The sequence below is a fragment of the Enterococcus sp. AMC1086 genome, assembly GCF_058216575.1.
On record NZ_CM177100.1, the window covers coordinates 2,226,456 to 2,251,205 of the forward strand.

Below are 24,750 nucleotides of genomic sequence, written 5' to 3' on the forward strand. Positions count from 1 at the left end.
TCACTTGAACAAACGATAGGTGAAGCCTTTATTTTTTAATCTTTTCCAATCAAATTTAGTGCTTGCTTTAACACATTCTCTCCGTTCATCATGCCATAATCTGCCATATTGATTACTTCTAGAGGAATTCCTTTTGGCTCTAGTCGTTTTTCAAAATCACCTTTCATGAAACGAACTTGGGGGCCTAATAATAACACGTCCACCGTTTTACTCTCCAAATTGTTATCAGCATCCGAAGCAGAAACTGCAAATATATCTGCATCCAAACCTTGGGCGTCAGCCGCTTTTTGCATTTTAGTTACAAGCAAACTTGTACTCATTCCAGCAGAACATACAAGCATAATTGTTTTTTTAGCCATAATAGCCATCCCCTTTTTTCTATTGATAACATAACAAACATTATATTTCTCTTTAATCATAGTATAGTGAAATGATAGCTTTTGTCAACGCTCCCTACTTTTGATTTATCCATATTTTATAATTATAAAAGCCAGTTTGATTTGAGCAGTTTATTAAAAACAACATATTCTTTCTCAATGTTGACTTGGGCAACTTGATATCCTGCATTAAGCCAACCATAAGCTCCTTTTTCTGGATATTTATGATCATTTGCCCACCAATCAATATCTGTACGTGCGGTTTTAGGAAGTCCTGATTGAGGGAAAAGTAACTCGTCAAACTGCGTAAACGTTAAAGTTACTTGTGACCCGCCATTAGTTGTTAAATAATGGGTAACGCTATCATATTTTTTCTGACGTTCTTTTGCCAAATCATTCACTCCCTTATTTTATTCCTACTTTCCTTGAATTGAATCTTTCTTTAATCATTATCTCATAAAATTTTAAAGAAGCAAATGAAGGCCTTTTCACAGTTCTTAAAGAGAATAGTTGCTTCTCACCTTTATTTTTTTTATACTTAACGTATTATGTAGTAAAGGACTGAGCAAATGCTTGATAGTTATTTTACCATTCGTTCGGATGGAGAAAGTGAAATTGAAATCAAAAAATCACGTTTTATTTGTTCTCTCAAACGAGTCTCTTCAGAAGATGAAGCAAAGGAATTTATTGCTCAAAAGAAAAAAGAACATTGGAAAGCCAGTCATAATTGCAGTGCTTTTGTCATTGATGAAAAAAGTGCCATCCAGCGTAGTAGTGATGATGGAGAACCGAGTGGAACAGCTGGTATCCCTATGTTAGAAGTCTTGAAAAAACAGGAATTAATCAATGTGGCAGCTGTTGTCACACGCTATTTTGGTGGGACTAAATTAGGTGCAGGTGGACTAATCAGGGCATATAGTCAAGCTGTTTCTCATGCATTAAATAGTATTGGACTTGTCCAAGGAAAATTGCAACAAGAAATTCGTTTAACAATCAGTTATCCAAATCTTGGAAACGTTCAAAATTTCATGGAAAATCATCCCTACACATTAAAAGACACGATTTACGGAGAACATGTTGATGTTATTTGCCTTGTAGATGAAACGACATCCGAACAATTTATGGCAGAAATCGTTGAACTATTAAGTGGACAAGTGACTTTTGAAGAAGGCGAATGTTCATATCATGAATTACCAATCGAAAAAAAGGAGCCAACGTTGTAAGTGAAGGTTGAAACCCTTTAGAATTATACATTTTACCACTATTCGACAAACTAAAAAAAATGAACGCAGACGACTTCTCTATACAGATGCGTCGACAAACGTTCATTTTTTTGCGTTTATTTTTCTAAATAAAATTCAAAGCGATTGCCTACGTATTGGGTTCTAACATACTCAAACGGTGTACCATTTTCAAAATAAGATATTTGGCGTAAGCGAAGTATCGCATCTCCACGTTTGATTTTTAAATAATCCGCAATTTGTTCTGAGGCTAGCATGGCAGAAACAGTTTGATTGGCACGGCCAATCTTGTTCCCACCTTTTTCTTCTAAAGTTTTATAGAAAGAATTTGTGATTTCGGTCTTACTGTATTGATCGACTAAAGAATAAGGCACACTCGCCACTTCAAAACAAATAGGCAAATCATCCGCAAAACGAACTCGCTCCATGCGAACTATTTGGTCATGTTCTTTTAGGTTTAATTTTTCCATCTCACTGGAACTTGGTTTGGCTACATAATAGGATACGGTACGACTGGATGGAACTCGATTTTGGGAAAGCATAATATCTGTAAAACTTGTTGTTCCCGTCATTTTTTCTTGAACTTTTTTGCGGGCAACATAGGTACCAGATCCGATTTTTCGCTCCAAAATCCCCTCATCAGCAAGTGTTTGAATCGCTTGTCTCAACGTCATCCGACTAACACCAAACTGGATCGAAAGCTCACGTTCTGATGGAAGTCTGTCCCCAATCTTCCAAACACCATGTTCAATGTCGTTTTTTATTTTATCGTGTATTTGAATATAAACTGGTAAACTTGACACCATCTTATTTCCTCCTCTTTATTCCCTTTTATTATAACTGGTATATACCTTATAAACAACCAAAAGTTCTAAATTACAGTAAAGAGAGGGTTTATCTACTAAATTTGGTATGGACAAATTTAATATTTAGTCATTGGCTGCAAAAAAAATAACCTAAATTGCTTCTGACACGCAACTTAGGCTACCTATTTTTAAATACGAGCTTTTTCTTCATCCATCATTTTGTTAGCTGTCGCCATCATCAAACGAATTCGATTTAACTGATTTACCAATGATACTCCTGGATCATAATCAATCGGTGCAATATTGGCTTTAGGATATTGACGACGCAACTCCTTGGTAACCCCTTTACCTACAACGTGATTTGGAAGGCATCCAAAAGGCTGCATACAGACGATATTATTTACATCTGATTTCAATAACTCGATCATTTCTCCTGTTAAAAACCAACCTTCACCTGTGTGATTTCCGATTGAGAGGATTTTCCCTGCATCTTCTGCCAATTCTTCGATGGAGCTAAGTCCCTCAAAGCGTTTGGAATTTCTTAGCGCTTTGTCCATCGGTTTTTCAACATATTCGATGATTCGAATCGCAAATTGAGCTAGATTTTTACTTTTTTTGGACATGCCCATATTGTCATATTTCCATATTTGGTTGTACAAAGAGTAATTCATAAATCCAATAATATCTGGCACAACCGCTTCTGCCCCTTCAGCTTCTAATAAACGAACAATATCGTTATTGGCAGTTGGTGAATATTTAACCAAAATTTCGCCAACAATTCCAACTTTTGGTTTCTTCACTTCATTTAGAGGGACTTCATCAAATTCTTTGATGATTTTTTTCATATTTCGATTGAATAAAGTCAACGAACCATTACGGACATTATTTTCGATCTGTTTTAGCCATTTAGCGTGGAGCGCATCAATCATGCCAACTTGTGTTTCATACGGACGTGTTCGGTACACAACCCGTTCAAATAAATCTCCATATAAGAAGGCTACGGCAACGCGTTTCAACATGGGCAGTGTAAATTTAAATCCTGGGTTCGATTCTACTCCTTTATTCCCCATCGAAACGGAAACGACTGGAACTTGTGGAAATCCTGCGTCATTCAACGCTTTTCTTAATAATGGAATATAATTTGTTGCACGACAGCCGCCGCCTGTTTGCGTCATCATGACACTGACATGATTTAAATCATATTTCCCGCTTTCGAGTGCCTCGACTAATTGACCAATCGAAATGATAGCTGGATAACAGGCGTCGTTATTCACGTATTTCAGACCAACGTTTACTGCTTCACGATCATCTGCTGGTAAACAAACAACATTATAGCCCGAAGCTTTTAAAGCAACATCGACCAATCCTGATTGATGGATGGGACTAAGCATCGGTAATAATAACGTATGCGTTTTTTTCATGTCCTTCGTGAAGATGATTTTTTCTGGTTCTTCATGCTGTAATTTTGGTTCAAAATTCATTTTTTCTCGCTCACCAACTGCAGCTTTTAAAGAACGTAAACGAATACGAATTGCACCTAAATTCGACCCTTCATCAATTTTCAGGACAGTATAAATTTTTCCATACTGATCCATGATCTCTTCTACTTGATCCGTCGTGACCGCATCTAAGCCACAACCAAATGAATTCAGTTGAACGAGTTCAAGATTTTTAGATTTAGCAACAACGCGAGCTGCTGCGTATAAACGAGAATGATACACCCATTGATCGACTACGCGTAAATTTCCAACATCACTAAGATGAGATACACAATCTTCGGTCAAAACATGGAAACCTTCTTGTGTGATTACATCCGCAATTCCATGATTGATTTCAGGATCTAAATGGTAAGGTCGTCCAGATAAAACGATTCCCTTCTCTCCTTTTTGATTCAACATCACTAAGGTTTCTTCCCCTTTATTACGGACATCTTCTTTGAAAGCATCTAATTCTTCATAGCCATGTCGTAAAGCTTGAGCAACTTCATCTTCTGAAATACCTAGATCCGCAAATGTTTCGCTTAGCACTTTCGCTACGGATGCTTCATTAGCTAAATTAATATACGGATTACGGTAATCAACCTTACCATCGCGAATATCATCCACGTTATTACGAATAACATCAGGATAACTTTGCACAATTGGACAATTAAAATGATTATCCGCTTCTGCTGATTCTTGACGTTCAAAAACGACACCGGGATAAAAAATCATTGGCACCTTTGAATCGATCAGCGCTTGAATATGACCATGGGAAATTTTGGCTGGATAACATGCCGTATCACTAGGGATCGTTTCCATTCCTTGTTCATACAATTCTTTATTTGATCTTGGTGACAATTCTACTCTAAAACCTAGATCAGTGAAAAAAGTATGCCAAAGCGGATAATTTTCGTACATATTTAAAACACGTGGAATTCCGATCCTACCATAAATCGCATCTTTTTCTTTCAATGGACGATACTTAAATAACTTGCGGTATTTATAATCCACTAAATTGACTTTGCGGTCTTCTCTTTTTACTTTGATTCTGGCGCCACGTTCACAGCGATTTCCAGTGATAAATTGACGGCCATCAGAAAAGATCGTCACCGTCATCATACAGTTATTTTCACATAAACCACAATGGGTAAATTCTTTATCTGCTGTGAAAGTATTCAACTCTTCAAGCCCCAAGATGGTAGTTTCCTGTCCTAATTCATAATTTTCTAGTGCAATCAAAGCAGCCCCATAGGCTCCCATAAGACCTGCAATAGAAGGACGAACGACTTCACGCTCACTGATTGTTTCAAAAGCACGCAAAACAGCTTCATTATAGAATGTCCCACCTTGGCAAACAATTTTCTTGCCTAACTCTTCTGGGCGACGAACTTTGATTACTTTATAAATCGCATTTTTGATCACTGAGTAGGACAAGCCAGCAGAAATATCACCGACAGATGCTCCTTCTTTTTGGACTTGTTTGACTTTTGAATTCATAAATACGGTACAACGAGAACCTAGGTCAACTGGCGCTTTCGAACTTAATGCTTCTAAGGCAAAGTCTTTTACATCAAAATTTAACGATTTGGCAAATGTTTCGATGAACGAACCGCACCCTGAAGAACAGGCTTCGTTTAGTTGGATCGAAGACAACACACCATCTTTGATCGTCATCGCCTTCATATCTTGACCGCCGATATCTAAAATAAAATCAACGCCGGGCTGAAAATGATCTGCAGCTTTGTAATGAGCCATCGTTTCAACTTCACCAATATCGACTTTCAATGCATTTTTAATCAAATGCTCTCCATACCCAGTAACAGCTGATTTTCCAATAAATACATCTTCTGGTAATTTTTGGTATAACTCTTTTAAGACACTCATTGTGGTTTCTAATGGTTGCCCTTGGTTATTTCCATAAAATGAAAATAATAGATTCCCCTCTTCATCAATCAATGTAACTTTTGTCGTCGTAGAACCTGCATCGATCCCTAAAAAAGCTACACCATGATGATCCGCTAATGCTTTTTCTTGCGCTTTCGCTTGGTCATGACGTGCTCTAAAAACGTTTAGTTCTTTTTCATCATTAAATAGTGGCTCTAGTGTATCCGTTGGCTTTAATTGTTCTTGATCGCCTTTGGTCAAACGATAGATCAAATCAGCTAAAGTCGTTGGATTCGCTCCTTCAGAATAAATTGCAGCGCCCATCGCAACAAATAGTTGTGGATTTTCTGGAAAAATGACATCCTCAGGCTGTACATCTAACGTTTCGATGAATCTCTTTCTAAGTTCTGACATAAAGAACAGTGGACCGCCTAAAAAAGCGATTTTTCCTTTGATCTTTCGACCAGCTGCAAGTCCTGCAATCGTTTGGTTGACTACTGCTTGAAAAATACTTGCCGAGATGTCTTCTTTAGCGGCTCCTTCGTTGATCAAAGGCTGCACATCAGTCTTAGCAAACACGCCACATCTTGAGGCGATTGGATAAATTGTTTGGTAATTTTTAGCTAATTCGTTGACCCCGTTTGCATCGGTTTTTAACAGCACTGCCATTTGATCGATAAAAGCGCCAGTCCCACCAGCACAACTGCCGTTCATTCGTTGCTCTAACGCCCCTTCAAAAAAAGTGATCTTCGCATCTTCACCGCCAAGTTCGATGGCCACGTCTGTTTCTGGAATGATTTCTTCTACTGTTTTTGTACAAGCAATCACTTCTTGAACAAAAGAAATATTCAGAACATCTGCTAGTCCCATCCCTCCAGAACCTGTGATCGTCATTGTGATTGGGGTCTCTTCACCTAGTTTCGTCATTGCTTCGTTTAAAACTTTTTCGGTTGCAGCTTTTACATCTGAGTAATGTCGTTCGTATTTAGCGAATCTCGTATGATTTTTTTCGTCAATAATTACTAATTTCACAGTTGTAGAACCAACATCGATTCCTGCTCTTAAAGTCATAGGTTTGCGCTCCTTAAATTTCTTATCCTTTTATTTCACAACACTTTGTTGATTATACTACGAAGTGTCTGATATAATACTTATGTATATTTTAGAAAGATTCTAATTTAATTGCAACAGGCAAAACGCCCTAATTTGTGAGATAAGCAACAAACTTTTTAAAACTGTTGATTATTTCGAAAGGAATTTTTTATGTCAAAGAAAACGGACCTTCGGGTAATGCGAACACGCAAAATGATTATCGAAGCTTTCTTTCACTTAGTGGAAGAAAAAGGATATGATGGTATAACGATCCAAGACATTGCAGATGAGGCAATGATCAATCGCGCGACTTTCTATGCTCATTTCAAAGACAAACAAGACCTTTATGAACAAATTTTTGATTTTGCGATCAATGCCTTTACTTCTGTGATCGATACGGAACAGATTATTGTCAGCAATCGAATCAAAGTCAAACAAATTGAATTTCTATTAACCAATATTTATATCAACATTCAAAAGAATAAAAATTTCTTTTTGACGATCATGGATGGCAGTTCAAATGAACTTTTGCGTAAGAAGCTGGCAGATATTATTTATGAAAAATACGCGGATATTTTTTCTAAGCTTAAAATCACAGAGAATGATATTGAAGTGCCAATTGATTTTATCATTGAGTATATGACGTCCATCTTTATAGGAACCCTTCATTGGTGGATCACAAGTGACACGGACATGTCTCCCAACCATTTAGCCAGACTTGTTATTAAACTTGTTGGAAACGGTCATTTGACTGTTCTAGGGCTTGAAATCGATAAATAATCCCTGTATAAATAAAAAAAGAACGTGTGACAAAACTGAAGATCAGTCTTGTTTCACGTTCTTAATTCGAATAAACGGCGAGAAAAAAGCAGCTCTTTTCTCGGAGCTAAACACTTTTGTCTCGGCCTCGTTCTTATTTATTAAATAATTTTAACGATTTTTCGCACGCCATTTCTTTGTATGCGCCGTATCTCTAGCTGTTACAACATGAATACCTTTTACTTTATCATCCGTGTCTTTTTTAGAAAAAAGATTCACTTTTACATCATATTTACCATCACGTGCTAAGTCATAAACTTTTTCAGCTGTTTCAGTTATTTTCTCTTTAATATTCATCCAATTCACTCCTCATGCTTTTTCATTCACTTTATCACATATTTCAAAAAAAGAGAACAAAAGTTACTATCGATATTTTAGTCAAAAAAAAGAACAACTCCATATGAGTTGCTCAAATTAAACTGGGGTAGCTGGATTCGAACCAACGCATGACAGGATCAAAACCTGTTGCCTTACCGCTTGGCTATACCCCAATAAGTTAAAAATGGAGGAAAGTGGATTCGAACCACTGAACCCTAAGGAACGGATTTACAGTCCGTCGCGTTTAGCCACTTCGCTATTCCTCCAAAAGGTTTTAGTAAAAAACCTGACTTAGTTATAATACAAAACTTTCGAGAAAAATGCAAGTCTTTTTCTAAAAAAAATTGTTATTTATTTTAATCGTTTAAATTCCATTGACGGATAATATATTCGATCGCTTCATCAAGCGTTTTCACAGTCGCTTCATTGCGACCATCAATTACTACAGCAAATTTTTTTGTGTCTTGTGCTAAGACTTGACCAATTTCCTTTTTGCCAATCATCAAGGTACTCACCGTGATCGTTTCACCATTTATTTTTTTTTCTGCTTCTTCTATTTTGACTTCTATATCTTTATTTTTTTTTGACATCTTCATCCCTCCAAAGCTATATGTTATCACGTTACGTAAAAAAAAGAAAGTGGGCAAAACTTGGTGAGGTTTGCGCCACTTTCCTTTTTTCTAATAAATGTAAGACTTTTTTATCAATTAAACACTAAATAGTCGTTTTCTCTTGACCTCGCTAAGTACGCTACAGAAAATGCCTACTATGATCGAAATCATACCAATAATAATAAACAACCATAAAAAACTCGACAAATAGGTTTGAATAAAATCATACATTGCTTTGGATTGAATACCGAGTTTCTTTAAAAAACCCTGCATCAAAATGATTGTAGGAACGACTATCATCATTAATCCACTGCCTGTCCAAATATATGACCAATACCTCAATAAACGATGGAAATAACCTCTCAATGAAGAATAGAGGGCAAAACTTAACAAAGCCCATAAAACACCGCAAATAACCATAAAAATGACTAATTTTGACTTATAGTTCATGACTTTCCGTCCATAAGAAACTAAAAAAGGCAGCTCGATATAGCCTTTGTAGACTGTTATAGCATTATCTGAAAGGCTTGTTACAGCTTTCTCAGATTCTGGTGTTATCTCGATATTTTTTTCACTCATATACTCTTTGATTGCTTTAGAGACAGTATCATGGATCTCTTTTTCGTTAGAGATCGAATATTTTGTCCCTGTATTGTACATTGCTTCGAAATATGCATCTACGTCTGTCTTCACTAATTCTTTCCTGACTGATCGATTCAAAACACCTTCTGGAATATTGCTTCCCAAAGCACTATTTTCAATTTGACGATTAATTTCTTTTGTTAATTCAGAATAATAATCTGCTTTTGCTGCTTGCTTTGCAATATAATTCTCACTAAAAAGAGTGAGTCTCAATGTCAATAAAATCAAAAATGCAAATAGAAATACAGAGGATAAAAAAGCAATAAAAAAGCGAGAGATTATTTTTACTAAATGACTGCGATTTTTCATCTGACTGATTCTCCTCCTTTATGACTTCTCATCAATGATTGGTCCAGATACATAATCAGCTGAAACAAAAACACGTTCTGGTGTTAAACCGATCGCATCTAATGGATAACAAGTATAAAGAATCAGTGATCTTTTAGAGCGGTCACCTAATTTTGTATTGATTGTTGAATCTTTGTAATCAGCAACTTTCACTTCGGTCACTTGATACAGATAATCCCCATAATGGGTATTGATCGTCACTTCATCTCCAGGTTCTAGGTAATAAATTTTTCCAAAAGATGGCAAATTATGCCCACCAATCAACGTTGTTCCAAGATCTCCTGGAATCATACTACCGATATATTGTCCTGCGCCTAAACGTAAAATATCTTCACTATCGCCATAATATAATGGTTCATTAATTCCGACTTTGTCGATCACAACCTCACCAAATTGGTCTCCTCCAACTGGATAGACCATATTTGAAGAAGATAACTCGCCTTTTTCAGACACTTCCATCCCAGCTTTACCTGCATCAGTCGACTTTCCGTCTGAGGATGCTTGCTTTGTTTTATCCGTTCTTTTTTCGAAAAGGTTTGTCCCTTTTTGATCAAACGATGGAGCATCATTCAACGAGATCAATTCCACTGCTGAAGATGCGAAGTTAATGACAGGTGCACCAATTATATAAATTATGAAGTAGCCAAAAAACATAAAGAGAAGAGGCACGTAAATAAATGCCCCTACTCTTTTTAATTGTTTCATATTATGCTAATTTGTTCTTTCTGCTCATGAATACTGCACCTGCTGCAGCTACGATCAATGAGCCAAAAGTAATTCCGCTTAATGCGTAATTTGATCCTGTATTTTTAACTGGTGTTCCAGTTTTGTAGACAGGTGCACCTTTAGTGTCAGTAATCGTCACTGTAGAATACGTTCCACCCGCTCCAAACGTAATTTTCACGCCAACAGCATTTCCAGCAGCAACAACATAATTTTGTAATTGAGAAATTACGTTAGCTGGTAATAGCTTGATCGCAGCGCCAAGTGAATTAGCCCCTGAAGTATCAACAGATACCCCTCCGACTAAAGTACGGGCTGCTTGAATGTTTTTAACTGCTTCATCCGCTTGAGCTTGTGTTAAATCAACACGTTTCAAGTGATTAGAAGCTGCATTCATCTCAGCTGCACCGAAACTGAATTTTTTACCGCCGATTGTTACGCCAGCATTCAATTCATCAAGTACAGTCTGCTCAGTTGCTGAAATTGCTCCGTCAGCAGACGCTGATGTTGCAAAACTCAACACTGCTACAGTCGCAATGATAAATCCGATAACTTTTTTCATTTTTCATTCCTCCTACCTTAATATTTATAATCAATTACAAACTATTATGTAATAATTATACCAACAACAACCTCTATCGTTTAGAGGATACGACGTAAGAATATCAAAGGAGTAAAACACTCTACTATTCTAAGATGATTATAGATACAAATTCTTTACTATATAAAATTATCATACGCTCATCTAATAGTCAAACTGTTTTCAAAAAAAATATCTTCTATCTCTTGCTATTATTCACATTTTATAATTTTTTTGAAATAAATGTTGCTTCAAACACATCATATTCTGCTTCTTTCAATATTTTTCCAATTTGTTGCGTTTCGCGGCTTTCTATCTGCAACTCAATTACTGTTTCTAGCTCTTTGCGATTTACCACAACGGTTAAAATACTAAAATCATTGTCTGACAATAATTTTGTGATATCCGCTAAAATCCCCTTGTGGTCTTCTAGAATACGTAATTGAATTCTAGTACCGCCGTCATTGTAGCCGGTGATTTTTAAAAATGCATCGAAAATATCATTATTGGTTATAATGCCAACGAGCTTCTCATTTGCATCAACGACAGGCAATACACCTATATTGTTTTGACGCATTAAGAATATGCCATCTTCCAAAGAAGATTCTGGTTTGATTGTTCGAACTTCTTTTACCATCACGTCTGCCACTGTAGTCTTGTTTAATAAATAATTTGCTTCATAGACACTTAAACTTGTAGCTTTTGATGGCATTGCTGATTGGATCGTTCCTTCTGTGATCAAACCGATAACTTGCTCTTTTTTGACAACAGGCAAACGATGAATATTATTTTTTTTCATCAAATCTACAGCATCAAAGATTTTCATTTCTGGTTGAGCAACGACTAAATTTTTTGTCATAAAATCACTTACACTCATGTTGTTACCCTCCTAAATATGCTTTTTTAACTTCTTCACTTTCTAATAATTCCTTACCAGGACCAGTTAAAACAACTTCACCTGTTTCAAGCACATACCCTCGATCAGCAATTGACAACGCCATTTTTGCATTTTGTTCGATCAATAAAACAGTCGTTCCTTGTTTGTTGATTTCTTGGATGATATTAAATATTTCTTGAATAAAGATTGGCGCGAGTCCCATGGACGGCTCATCTAATAACAGTAATTTTGGTTTGGACATGAGTGCTCTGCCCATCGCCAGCATCTGTTGCTCTCCGCCGGATAAAGTTGACGCATCTTGATTTTTACGTTCCTTTAAAATTGGGAAGCGTTCAAAAATCATATCGTACTCTTTTTTTAAGTCTCTGTCTTTCCGTAAAAATGCACCCATTTCTAAATTTTCTTGAACAGTCAAACCAGCAAAAACATGTCGTCCTTCTGGTACTTGACACAGACCGGATGCCACAATTTTTTGCGGGACCATTTTGTGAATTTGTTGTCCTTCAAATGTAATTGTCCCCTTTGAGGGACGATTCAGACCTGAAATTGTTCTCAAAATCGTCGTTTTCCCAGCACCATTGGCTCCAATCAGCGAAACGATTTCTCCTTGTTCAACATTAAAACTTACATCCCGCACTGCTTGGATCACACCATAATGAACAGATAAATTTTCAATTGCGAGCATTATAGTTCACCTCCAAGATAAGCTTCGATCACACGAGGATCGTTTTTGATTGCTTCTGGTTTGCCTTCAGCAATAATTCTGCCATACTCTAAAACATAAATTCTTTGACAAACATCCATGACCAAACTCATATCATGTTCGATCAAAACGATCGTGATTTGAAATTCTTTTTGGATTTTTCTAATTAGTTCAGTTAAATCTGCTGTTTCCTGTGGGTTCATACCTGCTGCCGGCTCATCCAAAAATAATACTTTTGGCTGTGTCGCTAAAGCACGTACAATTTCCAAACGCCGTTGTTCACCATATGGGAGATTTTTCGCTACCGTTTGCACTTTTTCTTCTAAACCAAAGATTGCTAAAAGTTCAAGTACCTTCTTTTCCATCTCTTCTTCTTTTTTATAAAAAGTTGGTAAGCGTAAGATACTAGCTAGAATTCCTTCTTTATTTTTACTATTCATTGCGATCAACACGTTGTCCATCACCGTTAAATCTTTAAACAAACGAATATTTTGAAATGTTCTACTTAAGCCCATATCCGCAATTTTATAAGGTTTTAAGCCATTCAATACCTTTTCTTCACCTAAAACATCTAAAGTCACAGTGCCTTCACTTGGCTCGTAAACACCTGTTAAAAGGTTAAACAAAGTTGTTTTCCCAGCACCGTTTGGCCCAATCAATCCAATCAATTCATTCTTTTCTAATGAAAGATTGACATTGGAAACAGCTGCAAGTCCGCCGAAGTTTTTTGTTAAATTACTAACGTTTAATAGAGGCATTTGAGTTGTCCTCCTTTTTATTAAATAATTTTTTTACGGAAAATTCCCACGTTCCAAGTAATCCGCCTGGTTTAAAAATCATGATAATGATCAATGCTAATGCGTAGATGATCATTCTAAGTGCACCAGCATCTTGTAAGAACATATTCAATATCCCCAATACAATCGCTGAAATGAATGTTCCAGTAACACTCCCGATTCCGCCAAATACTACGATAATCAAGATGTCGATCGACTTCATAAAGCCAAAATCTTTTGGCGCAATCGTTTGGACATAACTTGAATAAATTGCTCCTGCGACACTGGCTGTAACAGCACCGATAATAAATGCTGCAACTTTATACTTTGTCGTGTTCACGCCCATTGATTCAGCAGCGATCTCATCTTCTCTGATCGCCATTGTCGCACGTCCTGGACCACTATGAATAAAATTAACAATAATCAATGTTACGATGACCACAAAGCCAAAAACCATTGGCCAGCTGACCATTGGCGGAATACCAAAGATTCCTGCTGGACCATTTGTAATATCTTTCATATTGATAATAACAATTCGAATAATCTCAGAAATTCCCAGTGTTGCGATCGCTAAATAATCGCCCTTTAATCTCAAAGTTGGGATACCGACTAATAAGGCTACGAGTCCGGATAACACGATTCCCAGTAAAATCCCACTGAAAAAACCACCCATCGTCGGATACTTAACGAGCATGATCGCTGCACTATAAGCACCGATCGCCATAAATCCAGCGTGTCCTAAAGAAAACTGACCTGAAAAACCGATAATCAAATTCAACCCTAGTGCCAACATAATATTGATTCCGATCGTAATCAACGTATATTCAGTAAATGGCGTGATCACACCTGTTATATACAATACGTAAATAAAAGCATAAGCTAAAGCAGCAATCAGAAGCCAAACAACGTTGTATTTTAAATTCTTTTTCATGTTTGCCACCTACACTTTCTCTTTGATGTTCTTGCCGAGAATTCCAGCAGGACGAATCAATAAAATAATAATCAACAATGCATAGACCACCGCATCTTTATAATCTGAAAAACCAAGTGCAATCGTAATCGTCTCTAATAGACCGATCACAAAACCACCCAGTGCGGCACCCGGTATGATCCCAATCCCACCTAAAACAGCCGCAACGAACGATTTAAGTCCTGGAACTACGCCCATCATCGGATCAATGGAATTATAATAAAGTCCAATTAGCATACCAGCAGCTGCTGCTAAAGCAGAACCTAATGCAAACGTAAATGAAATTGTGCGATTGACATTGATCCCCATTAGTTGTGCAGCGTCCGCATCTACAGAAACAGCACGCATTGCTTTTCCCATTTTTGTCTTTTTGACAATCAGTTGTAACGCAATCATCAATACTAATGAGATAACTAAAATGAGAACTTGAATATTTGAGATTTGAATAAACCCTAATTGATAATTTTTAAATTCAATTGCTTGTGGAAATGATTTTTTTTCTGGTCCTAACCAATAAATCATTCCGTTTTGCAGTAAAAATGACACCCCTATTGCGGTGATCAAGGCTGCGATTCTTGTTGATTTTCTTAGAGGTCTGTATGCTAAAAATTCAATTACCACACCAATCACCGCAGCTCCTGCCATTGATAAAATCAGCGCTGGGAAAAACCCTAAGTTTAATTTGTTGATAAAGAAATACCCCATAAATCCGCCCAACATGTAGATTTCTCCATGGGCAAAGTTGATCAATTTGATAATGCCATAAACCATTGTATACCCTAAAGCTAATAGTGCATAAATACTCCCTAAAAAGAGCCCATTTACTAGTTGTTGGATTACTACTTCCATGATTATCACTTCCAATATTTTAGAATAATTGCTATTTCATTAAAGTAAAAAGAGGACGGACAAAACGTGGAACCTTGTCTCACCCTCTTTAAGTTACTTATACAGCTTACTTTTTAAGGATTTACCGCATCCGCAGATGTTTCTTTTCCTTCTGTTAATCCTAGTACTACAGCTGACTTTTCAGGATTGTGGTCTTTGTCCATCGTCATTTTCCCTGTAACACCAACAAAGTCTTTCAATGAAGCTAAGCCTTCTGTAATATCTTTTGAATCAGCTGAATCTTTGTCTTCCATCGCTTGTTTTAACATGTAAACTGAATCATAGCCTAAAGCATTAAACGCCGATGGTTGTTTATTGTATTTTTTCTTAAATGCTTCTACAAATGGTTTTACTTTGTCTGTAGCAGGTGCTTTTTCTGAGAAGTGTCCTGTGTAATAGACTTTAGAAACATTTTTTGCGCCAGCGATTTCAACTAATTTTTCATCACCGAATCCGTCAGCACCAAGAATTGGTTTGTCGATCCCCATCTCGCGTGCTTGCTTGATGATCAATCCTGCTTCTGCATAGTATCCTGGAATGTAGATTGCATCGTAATCAAGGTCTTTGATTTTCGTTAAGATTGCTTGGAAATCTTTATCACCAGCTGTAAAGGTTTCTTCTTTAACGATTTTTCCTTTAAACGTATCTTTAAATGACTTCGTCAACCCAATTGCGTAGTCACTCGAATTATCGCCGATGATCACAACATCTTCAGCTTTCAAATTATCTTGTGCAAAGTTTGCTAAGATAACTCCTTGGAACGTATCTTGGAAACACGCTCTGAAAATATATTCTTGTACTTTATCGTTTACAACAGTGATGCTATCATCTGTACCTGAAGGTGTGATCACAGGAACTGCTGCTTTTGTCATATTTGGAATTGTTGCTTTTGTTGCGCCTGATGTTGCTGGTCCAACGACTGCAACAACTTTATCTTTGGCTGTTAAATTAGCTGCTACTGATGTCGCTTCGCCATTTTCAGATTTGTTGTCTTTTTCGATCAATTCTAATTTTTTCCCTAACACACCGCCAGCTTTGTTGATTTCTTCAACAGCTAAGGTAATTCCTTCTTTTTCAGCATTCCCATATGCTGAAACATCGCCGGAAAGTTCCATGTTCATCCCAATTTTGATCGTATCGCCTTCAACCTTATTTCCACCACCGCTTGCGCCTCCGCCAGCTTGTGGACCACATGCTGCTAGTAAAAATAGACTAGCAAATAAAAAGCTAAATTTTTTCATTTTTGTTTCCTCCCTAGTTTTAAAGCTGAACGAGTTCGTAAAGCCAGATAATTTTCTTTGTATATATAATTATTAAAGAAGTATGTATACAAATATAATCAATAACGAAAGAAATGTCAACGAATTTTCTGAAAATTCCTATAATTCAAATTATTAAACTTGATTTTCCTGATTTCACTACAGAATCTCTCCATATCAACTTGTAGAAAAAATTTAATAAAGGATCAACTTATCCGCTATTTTCTGCCATAATAAAACTGACTAAAGTGGCTTGTAAGTCGATCCATTATAATTTTATTCTGTTTCAAAAACAGTTAGCCTTCATGAGTATTTCTAAATTTTTCCCTCACTCAAAATCATTTACTGTCTTTTTGTTATATCAAGTTGACAGTTCTTATTGAGAAATACTAACAGGCGAGAGTAACATTTCAACACCTTGTTCATTTAGTAATGCTACTTCTACTTTATCTGTAACAGAAAGAATTCCTACGCCTAACAAGTTGAATGTACCATCTTCAGCCATTTTTACTGTTTCTTGACGTCTTCGATTGACGTACAAACGAACACTCTTTGCTGATTTCGCTGTCACTTTTCCTGTTACATACGGCGTATCCAACTTATAGATATCCAGTGTCATTTCCGCCTTAACTGGCTTGATATTCACCTTTTGGCGTGTGACTTCGGTACTATAACGATACCCAACAACTTCAACTTTATCACTTTCTTGTTTAATTAGACCATCTACATCAAATGTAAATTGTCGATTTGAGATTAATAATTTCCGTTCAATTTCTTTTCCATCAATTTCCAAAATATTTTTTCATTCCTTTACCTCCTTCTTATTTTATAATTATTATTTATATATAATAAAAAAATAGTAATTATAACTTATTTAACAACTAAATATCAATTATATCATCTAAATAATAATAAATTATTTTTTGAAAGTTTTTCATTATTTACATAAAGAATTGAAATGAAAAAGAGGCTAGGGCATAACTCTACGAGTTATATCCTAGCCTTAAGGAATTCGAATAAATGGTTGGAACTGAAACAACTCCTCTTCTTTCTAGGAGTTAAACGCTTTTGTCCCAACCTATGCCTTTCTTATTCACATGCTTTGCGTTTCTTTTCATTAGGTAAAACTTGACTAACGCAACGTTTCCCGTTGAATGTCAGAAAAATAGTATGTAACTCCAGCTATACCTAATAGATCTTAGCTATTTTTTTGGATCGTTACAAAATTAGCAGCTGCCCCAATCAGATTGGCATCATTTTTGTATTTACAGGTCACTAGTTGCGGGATGAAATCATTCAATTCAAAATACGCCAATTTTTCTTTCATTCGACGATTGATTTCCTCTAGTAAGCCTTTTTTAGCAGAAACGCCACCGCCTAAAACGATCATCTCTGGATCAAGAGAAAATTGAATACTAAACAAACCTTGTGTTAAATACTCATAGAAATTATTGACCTCTTCAATCGCTACTTCATCACCAGACTCTGCCAAAGCAAATACGTCTTCCCCAGAAAAAGTTTCTTTTTCCAGACCTTTGCGTTTACAATAACGCCAAGCCATTTGAACGGCGGTTCCAAGTTTACTAAAGGTCTGTCCATCGCTTAGGTACATCAACCCAAATTCTCCGCCATAAAGGTGCGCTCCTTTAACGATTTCCCCCTTGCGGAAAATAGCGCCACCAATACCCGTTCCAATAACCACGAACGCCACTTCTTGTTTACCTTTGGCAGCACCTTCGTATATTTCTGCCATTCCTGCACAATTCGCATCGTTTTCGATTGTTACTGGAAGATTAAATAGCTCTTCTAATTCTTTAAATATATTGAAACCATGAATATATGGAATCGCTGAAATTCCATTGATCATTTGCTTTTCAACATCTACTACTCCTGGAGCACTTAAGGCGACACCCGCTAGTTCCTGATTGATCCCTTCAAAGACAGCGACTAATGACGTTTTCATTTCATCCCATGTTTTCGGTGTTTTAAATTGTCCTTTATCCGTCATTTCTCGTCCGTTCCAAACCCCATATTTGACTGCTGAACCGCCAAAATCAAATGCTAAAATCTCCATCCTAAAAGTCCACCTTCATCTATTTATTTTCTTTGTTTCTTCTATAGTTATAGGGACCATGATATTCTTGATCCGGATTTCTTTTTAAGCTAAATTTCAAGGGTACATAGTCGATTCCACCTTTTGTCAGCGGATGGCAACGTAAAAAGCGCGCCGTTCCCATCGTTACCCCTTTGATGCTGCCATGTGTCTGGATGGCATCGATCATATATTGTGAACACGTTGGATGATAGCGGCAACTAGCTGGCAGTCCAGGGGAAATAAAACGCTGATACCCACGAACCATTCCAATAAAAATATTTCCTGCCATTTCGTCCCTCTTTTCTCTATTCGAAGAAACTATACCTTTTTTTATAATTGAATGCAAGCTTACAAACCCAACATAAAAGGATTTTTATAAAAATTCGTAACGGTTGGAAAAGAAAGCTATTCAAATTTCTAAAAGGATGCTAAACTAAAGAAAAGAAGTTGTACCACACGACTTCTACTCAATCTAAAAAGAAATGGAGTAGATACACAATGGGCTTAAAATTTGAAAGTACAAATGACTTAGATAAATTATTTGATTCTTTTGCGTTAGATCCAAAAAAAGTGGAAATGCCAAAAGAAGAATTAGAAAAACAAGCAGCAAAAGCACAACAAAAAGAAGACAAGAAAAAAGAAAAATAAAAACTAGCATTGACAGCTCTCTGAAGGTCGTCAATGCTAGTTTTTATTATAAATACTTTTCAATGGCTTGCCAGGCCTCTTCTTTCCCTTCTTTCGTTTGTGAAGAGAAAAGTATGAAGTCATCGGATTTATCAAAGTTCAACGCTTTTTTGATGACACTTTCGTGTTTATTCCATTTGCCTCTTGGGATTTTATCTTTTTTGGTTGCAACAACGATCACAGGGATTTCGTAGTATTTCAAAAATTCATACATTTGAATATCTTCTTGTGTTGGCGCATGACGTAAATCGACCAAAGAAACAACAGCTTTCAATTGCTCTCTTGTGGTCATATACGTTTCGATCATCTCGCCCCATTTAGCTCGTTCTGTCTTAGATACTTTTGCATAACCATATCCTGGAACATCAACAAAATGCAACGCATCTTCGATCAGATAAAAATTTAGTGTTTGAGTCTTACCTGGCTTGCCTGAGGTTCTAGCTAGATTCTTCCGATTGATCAATGTGTTGATAAATGAAGATTTACCCACATTTGAACGACCGGCTAAGGCGATTTCTGGAAGTTCTGTCTCAGGATATTGTTTGGGTGAAACCGCACTAATAATAATTTCTGCGTTATGAACATTCATATTTTGACCTCTAATCTTATTGATTTCACTAAAAAACAGTGGGACAAAAGCAGCGCCATCAGAAATAAGCTAAAATTAACAAAAAGTTGAAGCGCTCTTTTCATCAATTCTCTCTTACCTCTCGGAGCTAAAGCTTCTGTCCCAACTTTAATTATCCAGCTTTTTTGTCTTTTTTATTATAAACAATCGCTGGTTTGCCTGTACCTTCCACAGCCATTTCAGTAATAATGACTTTTTCGATCGTCTCATCAGATGGTACATCGAACATCACATCCATCATGATTTCTTCGATGATTGAACGTAAGCCGCGAGCACCTGTATTACGTTCAATTGCTTTATCCGCAATCGCACGAAGCGCATCTGGTTCAAATTCTAATTCTGTATCATCTAAAGACAATAGTTTTTGATATTGTTTTACCAAAGCATTTTTTGGTTCAGTCAAGATACGAACCAAATCATCTGTCGTCAACTTCTCTAACGCGGCTGTCACTGGTAAGCGTCCGATGAACTCAGGAATCAGACCGAATTTCAACAAATCTTCTGGAATGATTTGTTGCATAATACTTTCTTCTTCGTTAAGTTTGCTATTTTTCGTACCGAAACCAATTGTTTTTTCGCCTAGGCGATTTTTGACAATGTTTTCGATTCCATCAAAAGCTCCACCCACAATAAATAGAACATTCGTTGTATCGATTTGGATAAATTCTTGATGTGGATGTTTGCGTCCGCCTTGCGGTGGCACACTGGCAACCGTTCCTTCTAAGATTTTAAGCAACGCTTGTTGGACACCTTCACCTGACACATCTCTTGTGATGGAAACATTTTCGCTTTTGCGTGCAATTTTATCGATTTCATCGATATAAATAATCCCTTTTTCAGCGCGTTCCACATTAAAATCAGCAGATTGTAGCAGCTTCAATAGAATATTCTCTACATCTTCCCCTACATATCCCGCTTCTGTCAAACTAGTCGCATCTGCAATTGCAAATGGGACATTCAGTGTTTTAGCTAATGTTTGGGCTAAAAAGGTTTTCCCAGAACCCGTTGATCCAATTAAACAAATATTGCTCTTTTGTAGTTCCACTTCTTCAGAGCTTGAATTTTCTGATTGATTTACACGTTTATAGTGATTATAGACCGCAACTGCTAATGAGCGCTTTGCCTGATCTTGTCCAATTACATATTCGTTTAGGGCTTCCAAAATTTCTTGGGGTTTTGGAACATCCGTTAATTCACGTACAGCTTCGTCGTAAAATTCTTCATCAATAATCTCTTTGCATAAGTCGATACATTCATTACAAATATAGACACCTGGTCCAGCAACGATTTTTTTCACTTCTTCTTGTGTTTTACCACAGAAAGAACAGCGAACTGCATCATTGTTGCTATTTGTGTTATCGTACATGCGTGTCACCCCTCTAAAATTAAAAATGACTGTCGTTACAGTCTTAAGATATGATAGCATATATCAAGTGAAAATGCGAACATTGGATTTATAAAGTTTTACTGATTCAATGAATTCTTATGGTATACTAAAAGAGTTAAATCAACTGCTGCTTCTTTTAAATCAGCAGTAAAAAATGGAGGGAATTTCATGCTAGAACAAATTTTATTAGGAACTTATACACGTAGAGAAAGTAAAGGAATCTATCAGATCGCACTAGATACTGAGAAAGAGACACTTACTGACGCAACGTTATTAGTAGAAGAAACTAGCCCAACATACTTAGCACTTAATCAAAAAGGTGACTTATTCAACGTTACTTCTGTTGATGGTGAGGGTGGAATGGCCGCTTATAAAAACAATGAACAGTTTGACTTGATCAATAAAGTAACAGAAGCCGGCGCTCCTCCATGTTATGTTGCTATTGACGAAGAGAAACAATTGGTTTTTGGTGCGAATTATCATCAAGGAATCATTCATGTGTATCGTATTTTGGCTGATGGCAGCTTAGAAGATACAGATAAAATCGTTCATGATGAAGCAACTGGTCCTCATGACAATCAAGACAATGCGCATGTTCATTATACTGATTTAACGCCTGATCGTCGTTTAGCTGTTTGTGATTTGGGTACGGACCGAGTTTACACCTATGATGTTAGTGCAGAGGGAAAATTATCTGAGGTGGCGCAATATGTTGCAGAACCTGGAACGGGTCCTCGTCATTTAGTTTTCCATCCAATGAATCAATTTGCTTACCTTTTTGGTGAATTAGATAGTACAGTTACTGTATTAGCTTATAATGAAAAAGATGGTTCATTTGAACAAGTTCAAAAAGTATCGACTTTACCTGATGGATTCAATGAATTTAACGGTGGTGCTGCGATCCGTATTTCAGCTGATGGCCGATTTGTCTATGCATCAAACCGTGGCCATGATTCAATTGCTGTTTTTGCAACAGCAGATGATGGCAGTAAAATAGAACGTGTGCAATTGATTTCTACAGAAGGTGAAATCCCAAGAGATTTTGATTTAGATCCAACAGGCAAATTTGTGGTTGCGGCAAATCAAAATACGGATAATCTCACTCTTTATCGTCGTGATGAAGAAACTGGACTTTTAGAAATGATCCAAAAAGATATTTATGCACCAGAATGCGTCTGTGTTTATTTTAAATAAACACTAAAGTGAGTGGTTCAAGGGTTTAAACATCTCACTGAACAGCCAAATAAATAGTATGATTTATCAAAAAACCGCACAATGCCTATAGCGCATTTGTGCGGTTTTTGATCCAATTTTTCATGCCTCTTTTAATTTTCATATTTCTTCACTTCAGCTTTTGACTCCTGGATTTTTTCGATGGTTTGATCAAAGTTTCTGGAGGCATAGGCATAGAATAAAACATCTACCACGATAAACTGATCATGTAATGAGGTAGTTGCTGCACTTCTTAGCACGGCTTCATTCGAACGAACAGTTTGCAGCGTATATTCGGCTTTGTTGGTCAGTGTATTATTGCCAAATTGTGAGAGCCCAATCGTTTTTAATTGGTGCTTTTGCGCTACATCAAGTAACCTCAACACTTCTTTCGTTTCACCTGAATGAGAGATACAGAAAAATACCGCCTCTTTCGGTGCAGATACTAAGATCGTTACTAAAACATGGGAATCCTGTACACAGACAACTGTTTTACCGATTCGATTCCATTTTTGTGCAATATTTTCTGCTACTAGATATGAGGCTCCGATACCAAACACATAAATAATCGGTGCTGCAACTAGCACATCTACGATCGTTTCAACTCGTTGATTGTTGAGTAGAGCAACTGTCTCTTGCATAGATTGGTAAGCATTGCCTAATAGTTTTTTCTTGATCTCATCCACTGATTCGTTTGCGGTAATATCTGAGTATCCTTCATGAACAGGTACTTCGATTTCAGCTGATAAACGAACTTTTAATTGTGTGAAACTTTGCACATCTATCCTTTTACAAAAACGAATCACCGTTGCCGGACTTGTACCTGCATAGGTCGACAGCTCTGATGCTGTCATTTCAATTACTATTGAAGGGTTATCCAAAATAACTTGACCGATCTTCCGCTCAGAATTTGGTAGCAGATCCAATATACTTATAATTCTTCCTTGAATATTTTCTCCGCTCATTGTTTCATCTCCATTTTTTTATTTCCCACTACTCTTAAACAAATCACATAAAGATAAACGTACCCAAAAGAGTAGTCAAAAGTAGTCATTTTGTAGAGTAAAGTACTGTTTTCTATAATCATAATACCATTCTCTACTCAATTTTCAAATACCTATAGATACTTTTAATGTGTTAAAACAATAAAATGTATACTCGTTATTCGTAATACGTAATACTTCCCAGTGGAACAGATTTTTTTGCTCCAGTCGCACTTGGAACATTGCCCGTACCGTGTTGCACTGTCTGATTGGCTAAAATCACCATTGCGATTGCTTCTTTCGCTTCAGATGAATAACCAATATCTTCTTGGATCATCACTTGAACGTCTGGCAGTTCAGCTTTGATCATCGAGGTCAAGGTTTGATTATAGCTGCCACCGCCTCCGATGATCAGCTCTGTTTTGCCTTGAATAAATGGTTTTACTGCAATAGCAATCGACTTAGCTGTAAACATCGTCGCCGTTGCCAACAGATTTTTGGGGTCTATGGCCCAATTTTCAATCAACATTTGTGTATACTGTTTGTCAAATTCTTCACGACCCGTTGTTTTTGGATATGGTTTTTTGATGTACGGATGTGCCATCATCTCAGCTAATAGCGCTGGATCAACCGTTCCTTGTTTAGCATATGCACCATTTTTATCATATTCTTCGTCAAAAAAGTGTAAACATATTTCGTTCATAATAACATTTCCTGGCCCAGTATCGAATGCCACCATGTCTTCTAATTTACTATTCTTTGGAATTACCGTTAAATTACCAATACCACCAATATTTTGTAAAATACGCGTTGTATCCTCACTTCGATAAATAACATATTCAGAATATGGAACAATCGGCGCACCTTGTCCACCAACAGCCATATCCCGTTCTCTAAAATTCGATACCACTGTTGTTTTTGTCCGCTCACAAATCACTGCTGGATCACCAATTTGGAGCGTCGATGCTGAAAATTCTTCTCTAGCAAATGGAATATGAAAAATTGTTTGGCCATGACTGCCGACAAAAGCTAACTCATCAGAAGAAATACCTGCTTTTTTACAAATTGCTAAAACGGCTTGTGCAAATGCTTCTCCTAATTCAACATTCAATGAACAAATTTTTTCTACATTTGAGGACTCAAGTGAAAGCGATTCTCGAATCCTACTCAACGTCTTTTTTGCTAAAGGGATCGTTACAAAATCAATCAACGTTACCGACGTTTTTTCGTCTTTGCCTGAAATATCGACTAACGCTGCATCGATACCATCTAAAGATGTACCAGACATTAATCCTACTGCGTATACCATAGTAATTCCTCCTTCTTGTCTTTATTTCTCCTG

The 24,750-nt window shown here is 36.8% G+C and carries 26 protein-coding genes and 2 tRNA genes; 4 read left to right on the forward strand and 24 right to left on the reverse strand.

Going from position 1 to position 24,750, the window contains the following annotated elements; all coding sequences use genetic code 11:
• Nucleotides 1-35 precede the first annotated feature (35 nt).
• Nucleotides 36-359: a PTS sugar transporter subunit IIB gene (locus tag AC4BC4_RS10470; protein WP_438756731.1), complete on the reverse strand. Its 324-nt coding sequence runs from the start codon at nucleotides 357-359 to the stop codon at nucleotides 36-38.
• Between the two features lie 122 nt (nucleotides 360-481).
• A complete protein-coding gene (locus AC4BC4_RS10475) occupies nucleotides 482-769 on the reverse strand; it encodes a DUF7662 domain-containing protein (protein WP_490475646.1) in 288 nt (95 codons plus the stop codon).
• A 177-nt stretch (nucleotides 770-946) separates the two neighbouring features.
• Here AC4BC4_RS10475 and AC4BC4_RS10480 point away from each other — a divergent pair, with 177 nt between their 5' ends.
• On the forward strand, nucleotides 947-1,600 hold the full coding sequence (locus AC4BC4_RS10480; protein ID WP_490475647.1) for a YigZ family protein: 654 nt from the start codon (nucleotides 947-949) through the stop codon (nucleotides 1,598-1,600).
• 116 nt (nucleotides 1,601-1,716) lie between these two features.
• Here the strand turns inward: AC4BC4_RS10480 and AC4BC4_RS10485 are convergent, their stop codons facing one another.
• Nucleotides 1,717-2,424: a GntR family transcriptional regulator gene (locus AC4BC4_RS10485; protein WP_490475648.1), complete on the reverse strand. Its 708-nt coding sequence runs from the start codon at nucleotides 2,422-2,424 to the stop codon at nucleotides 1,717-1,719.
• Between the two features lie 188 nt (nucleotides 2,425-2,612).
• The gene (locus AC4BC4_RS10490; RefSeq protein ID WP_490475649.1) at nucleotides 2,613-6,860 is read right to left on the reverse strand and encodes an acyl-CoA dehydratase activase-related protein; all 4,248 of its coding nucleotides are present in this window, start codon (nucleotides 6,858-6,860) and stop codon (nucleotides 2,613-2,615) included.
• A gap of 192 nt (nucleotides 6,861-7,052) precedes the next feature.
• Between AC4BC4_RS10490 and AC4BC4_RS10495 the strand changes: the two genes are divergently transcribed.
• A complete protein-coding gene (locus AC4BC4_RS10495; protein WP_438756736.1) occupies nucleotides 7,053-7,661 on the forward strand; it encodes a TetR/AcrR family transcriptional regulator in 609 nt (202 codons plus the stop codon).
• A 150-nt stretch (nucleotides 7,662-7,811) separates the two neighbouring features.
• Here AC4BC4_RS10495 and AC4BC4_RS10500 read toward each other — a convergent pair whose 3' ends face one another.
• The 16 genes from AC4BC4_RS10500 to yidD all read right to left on the reverse strand — a co-directional run bounded on the left by AC4BC4_RS10500 (nucleotide 7,812) and on the right by yidD (nucleotide 18,800).
• Entirely contained in the window at nucleotides 7,812-7,997 is a 186-nt protein-coding gene (locus AC4BC4_RS10500) for a hypothetical protein (protein WP_438756737.1), read from the reverse strand.
• Nucleotides 7,998-8,119: 122 nt separating this feature from the next.
• Nucleotides 8,120-8,191: transfer RNA gene (locus tag AC4BC4_RS10505), tRNA-Gln, on the reverse strand.
• 12 nt (nucleotides 8,192-8,203) lie between these two features.
• A tRNA-Tyr gene (locus AC4BC4_RS10510) sits at nucleotides 8,204-8,284 on the reverse strand.
• A gap of 90 nt (nucleotides 8,285-8,374) precedes the next feature.
• Nucleotides 8,375-8,608 (reverse strand): DUF2969 domain-containing protein, encoded by a 234-nt coding sequence (locus tag AC4BC4_RS10515; protein WP_438756738.1) that lies wholly within the window; start codon nucleotides 8,606-8,608, stop codon nucleotides 8,375-8,377.
• A gap of 117 nt (nucleotides 8,609-8,725) precedes the next feature.
• On the reverse strand, nucleotides 8,726-9,580 hold the full coding sequence (locus tag AC4BC4_RS10520; protein ID WP_490475650.1) for a hypothetical protein: 855 nt from the start codon (nucleotides 9,578-9,580) through the stop codon (nucleotides 8,726-8,728).
• 18 nt (nucleotides 9,581-9,598) lie between these two features.
• Nucleotides 9,599-10,324 carry a class D sortase gene (locus tag AC4BC4_RS10525; protein ID WP_438756740.1) on the reverse strand — a complete coding sequence of 242 codons (726 nt, stop codon included), beginning with the start codon at nucleotides 10,322-10,324 and terminating at the stop codon, nucleotides 9,599-9,601.
• A 1-nt stretch (nucleotide 10,325) separates the two neighbouring features.
• Nucleotides 10,326-10,904, reverse strand: a complete 579-nt coding sequence (locus tag AC4BC4_RS10530; protein ID WP_490475651.1) for a hypothetical protein — start codon at nucleotides 10,902-10,904, stop codon at nucleotides 10,326-10,328.
• Between the two features lie 241 nt (nucleotides 10,905-11,145).
• On the reverse strand, nucleotides 11,146-11,799 hold the full coding sequence (locus AC4BC4_RS10535) for a CBS domain-containing protein (protein WP_438756742.1): 654 nt from the start codon (nucleotides 11,797-11,799) through the stop codon (nucleotides 11,146-11,148).
• Between the two features lie 4 nt (nucleotides 11,800-11,803).
• On the reverse strand, nucleotides 11,804-12,505 hold the full coding sequence (locus AC4BC4_RS10540; RefSeq protein WP_438756743.1) for an ABC transporter ATP-binding protein: 702 nt from the start codon (nucleotides 12,503-12,505) through the stop codon (nucleotides 11,804-11,806).
• Nucleotides 12,505-13,281 (reverse strand): ABC transporter ATP-binding protein, encoded by a 777-nt coding sequence (locus AC4BC4_RS10545; RefSeq protein ID WP_490475652.1) that lies wholly within the window; start codon nucleotides 13,279-13,281, stop codon nucleotides 12,505-12,507. The genes AC4BC4_RS10540 and AC4BC4_RS10545 overlap by 1 nt, the downstream gene beginning before the upstream one ends.
• Entirely contained in the window at nucleotides 13,262-14,230 is a 969-nt protein-coding gene (locus AC4BC4_RS10550) for a branched-chain amino acid ABC transporter permease (protein WP_438756745.1), read from the reverse strand. The genes AC4BC4_RS10545 and AC4BC4_RS10550 overlap by 20 nt, the downstream gene beginning before the upstream one ends.
• Before the next feature lie 9 nt (nucleotides 14,231-14,239).
• A complete protein-coding gene (locus AC4BC4_RS10555) occupies nucleotides 14,240-15,118 on the reverse strand; it encodes a branched-chain amino acid ABC transporter permease (protein ID WP_207113833.1) in 879 nt (292 codons plus the stop codon).
• A gap of 113 nt (nucleotides 15,119-15,231) precedes the next feature.
• Nucleotides 15,232-16,398, reverse strand: coding sequence for an ABC transporter substrate-binding protein (locus AC4BC4_RS10560; RefSeq protein WP_438756746.1), 1,167 nt, complete (start codon nucleotides 16,396-16,398; stop codon nucleotides 15,232-15,234).
• A gap of 394 nt (nucleotides 16,399-16,792) precedes the next feature.
• Entirely contained in the window at nucleotides 16,793-17,209 is a 417-nt protein-coding gene (locus AC4BC4_RS10565; RefSeq protein ID WP_490475653.1) for an immunoglobulin-like domain-containing protein, read from the reverse strand.
• Between the two features lie 405 nt (nucleotides 17,210-17,614).
• A complete protein-coding gene (locus AC4BC4_RS10570; protein WP_490475654.1) occupies nucleotides 17,615-18,490 on the reverse strand; it encodes an ROK family protein in 876 nt (291 codons plus the stop codon).
• A 19-nt stretch (nucleotides 18,491-18,509) separates the two neighbouring features.
• Nucleotides 18,510-18,800, reverse strand: coding sequence for a membrane protein insertion efficiency factor YidD (gene yidD, locus AC4BC4_RS10575; RefSeq protein ID WP_490475655.1), 291 nt, complete (start codon nucleotides 18,798-18,800; stop codon nucleotides 18,510-18,512).
• Nucleotides 18,801-19,009: 209 nt separating this feature from the next.
• Here yidD and AC4BC4_RS10580 point away from each other — a divergent pair, with 209 nt between their 5' ends.
• On the forward strand, nucleotides 19,010-19,159 hold the full coding sequence (locus tag AC4BC4_RS10580; RefSeq protein WP_490475656.1) for an SPJ_0845 family protein: 150 nt from the start codon (nucleotides 19,010-19,012) through the stop codon (nucleotides 19,157-19,159).
• A 46-nt stretch (nucleotides 19,160-19,205) separates the two neighbouring features.
• Here AC4BC4_RS10580 and yihA read toward each other — a convergent pair whose 3' ends face one another.
• Both yihA and clpX read right to left on the reverse strand, forming a co-directional pair.
• Entirely contained in the window at nucleotides 19,206-19,787 is a 582-nt protein-coding gene (yihA, locus tag AC4BC4_RS10585) for a ribosome biogenesis GTP-binding protein YihA/YsxC (protein ID WP_206843242.1), read from the reverse strand.
• 151 nt (nucleotides 19,788-19,938) lie between these two features.
• Nucleotides 19,939-21,192, reverse strand: a complete 1,254-nt coding sequence (gene clpX / locus AC4BC4_RS10590; RefSeq protein WP_438756753.1) for an ATP-dependent Clp protease ATP-binding subunit ClpX — start codon at nucleotides 21,190-21,192, stop codon at nucleotides 19,939-19,941.
• Between the two features lie 189 nt (nucleotides 21,193-21,381).
• Between clpX and AC4BC4_RS10595 the strand changes: the two genes are divergently transcribed.
• Nucleotides 21,382-22,407: a lactonase family protein gene (locus AC4BC4_RS10595; protein WP_438756754.1), complete on the forward strand. Its 1,026-nt coding sequence runs from the start codon at nucleotides 21,382-21,384 to the stop codon at nucleotides 22,405-22,407.
• Nucleotides 22,408-22,538: 131 nt separating this feature from the next.
• Here the strand turns inward: AC4BC4_RS10595 and AC4BC4_RS10600 are convergent, their stop codons facing one another.
• Together AC4BC4_RS10600 and anmK are read right to left on the reverse strand one after the other, a co-directional pair.
• Nucleotides 22,539-23,390: a MurR/RpiR family transcriptional regulator gene (locus AC4BC4_RS10600; protein WP_438756755.1), complete on the reverse strand. Its 852-nt coding sequence runs from the start codon at nucleotides 23,388-23,390 to the stop codon at nucleotides 22,539-22,541.
• A 196-nt stretch (nucleotides 23,391-23,586) separates the two neighbouring features.
• Nucleotides 23,587-24,717, reverse strand: coding sequence for an anhydro-N-acetylmuramic acid kinase AnmK (gene anmK / locus AC4BC4_RS10605; protein ID WP_490475657.1), 1,131 nt, complete (start codon nucleotides 24,715-24,717; stop codon nucleotides 23,587-23,589).
• Nucleotides 24,718-24,750 lie beyond the last annotated feature (33 nt).

Coding starts and splice junctions, on each gene's coding strand:
- AC4BC4_RS10470 (WP_438756731.1), bottom strand. CDS start 359: ATGGCTAAAAAAACAATTATGCTTGTATGTTCTGCTGGAATGAGTACA.
- AC4BC4_RS10480 (WP_490475647.1), top strand. CDS start 947: ATGCTTGATAGTTATTTTACCATTCGTTCGGATGGAGAAAGTGAAATT.
- AC4BC4_RS10485 (WP_490475648.1), bottom strand. CDS start 2,424: ATGGTGTCAAGTTTACCAGTTTATATTCAAATACACGATAAAATAAAA.
- AC4BC4_RS10490 (WP_490475649.1), bottom strand. CDS start 6,860: ATGACTTTAAGAGCAGGAATCGATGTTGGTTCTACAACTGTGAAATTA.
- AC4BC4_RS10495 (WP_438756736.1), top strand. CDS start 7,053: ATGTCAAAGAAAACGGACCTTCGGGTAATGCGAACACGCAAAATGATT.
- AC4BC4_RS10500 (WP_438756737.1), bottom strand. CDS start 7,997: ATGAATATTAAAGAGAAAATAACTGAAACAGCTGAAAAAGTTTATGAC.
- AC4BC4_RS10515 (WP_438756738.1), bottom strand. CDS start 8,608: ATGTCAAAAAAAAATAAAGATATAGAAGTCAAAATAGAAGAAGCAGAA.
- AC4BC4_RS10520 (WP_490475650.1), bottom strand. CDS start 9,580: ATGAAAAATCGCAGTCATTTAGTAAAAATAATCTCTCGCTTTTTTATT.
- AC4BC4_RS10525 (WP_438756740.1), bottom strand. CDS start 10,324: ATGAAACAATTAAAAAGAGTAGGGGCATTTATTTACGTGCCTCTTCTC.
- AC4BC4_RS10530 (WP_490475651.1), bottom strand. CDS start 10,904: ATGAAAAAAGTTATCGGATTTATCATTGCGACTGTAGCAGTGTTGAGT.
- AC4BC4_RS10535 (WP_438756742.1), bottom strand. CDS start 11,799: ATGAGTGTAAGTGATTTTATGACAAAAAATTTAGTCGTTGCTCAACCA.
- AC4BC4_RS10540 (WP_438756743.1), bottom strand. CDS start 12,505: ATGCTCGCAATTGAAAATTTATCTGTTCATTATGGTGTGATCCAAGCA.
- AC4BC4_RS10545 (WP_490475652.1), bottom strand. CDS start 13,281: ATGCCTCTATTAAACGTTAGTAATTTAACAAAAAACTTCGGCGGACTT.
- AC4BC4_RS10550 (WP_438756745.1), bottom strand. CDS start 14,230: ATGAAAAAGAATTTAAAATACAACGTTGTTTGGCTTCTGATTGCTGCT.
- AC4BC4_RS10555 (WP_207113833.1), bottom strand. CDS start 15,118: ATGGAAGTAGTAATCCAACAACTAGTAAATGGGCTCTTTTTAGGGAGT.
- AC4BC4_RS10560 (WP_438756746.1), bottom strand. CDS start 16,398: ATGAAAAAATTTAGCTTTTTATTTGCTAGTCTATTTTTACTAGCAGCA.
- AC4BC4_RS10570 (WP_490475654.1), bottom strand. CDS start 18,490: ATGGAGATTTTAGCATTTGATTTTGGCGGTTCAGCAGTCAAATATGGG.
- yidD (WP_490475655.1), bottom strand. CDS start 18,800: ATGGCAGGAAATATTTTTATTGGAATGGTTCGTGGGTATCAGCGTTTT.
- AC4BC4_RS10580 (WP_490475656.1), top strand. CDS start 19,010: ATGGGCTTAAAATTTGAAAGTACAAATGACTTAGATAAATTATTTGAT.
- yihA (WP_206843242.1), bottom strand. CDS start 19,787: ATGAATGTTCATAACGCAGAAATTATTATTAGTGCGGTTTCACCCAAA.
- clpX (WP_438756753.1), bottom strand. CDS start 21,192: ATGTACGATAACACAAATAGCAACAATGATGCAGTTCGCTGTTCTTTC.
- AC4BC4_RS10595 (WP_438756754.1), top strand. CDS start 21,382: ATGCTAGAACAAATTTTATTAGGAACTTATACACGTAGAGAAAGTAAA.
- AC4BC4_RS10600 (WP_438756755.1), bottom strand. CDS start 23,390: ATGAGCGGAGAAAATATTCAAGGAAGAATTATAAGTATATTGGATCTG.
- anmK (WP_490475657.1), bottom strand. CDS start 24,717: ATGGTATACGCAGTAGGATTAATGTCTGGTACATCTTTAGATGGTATC.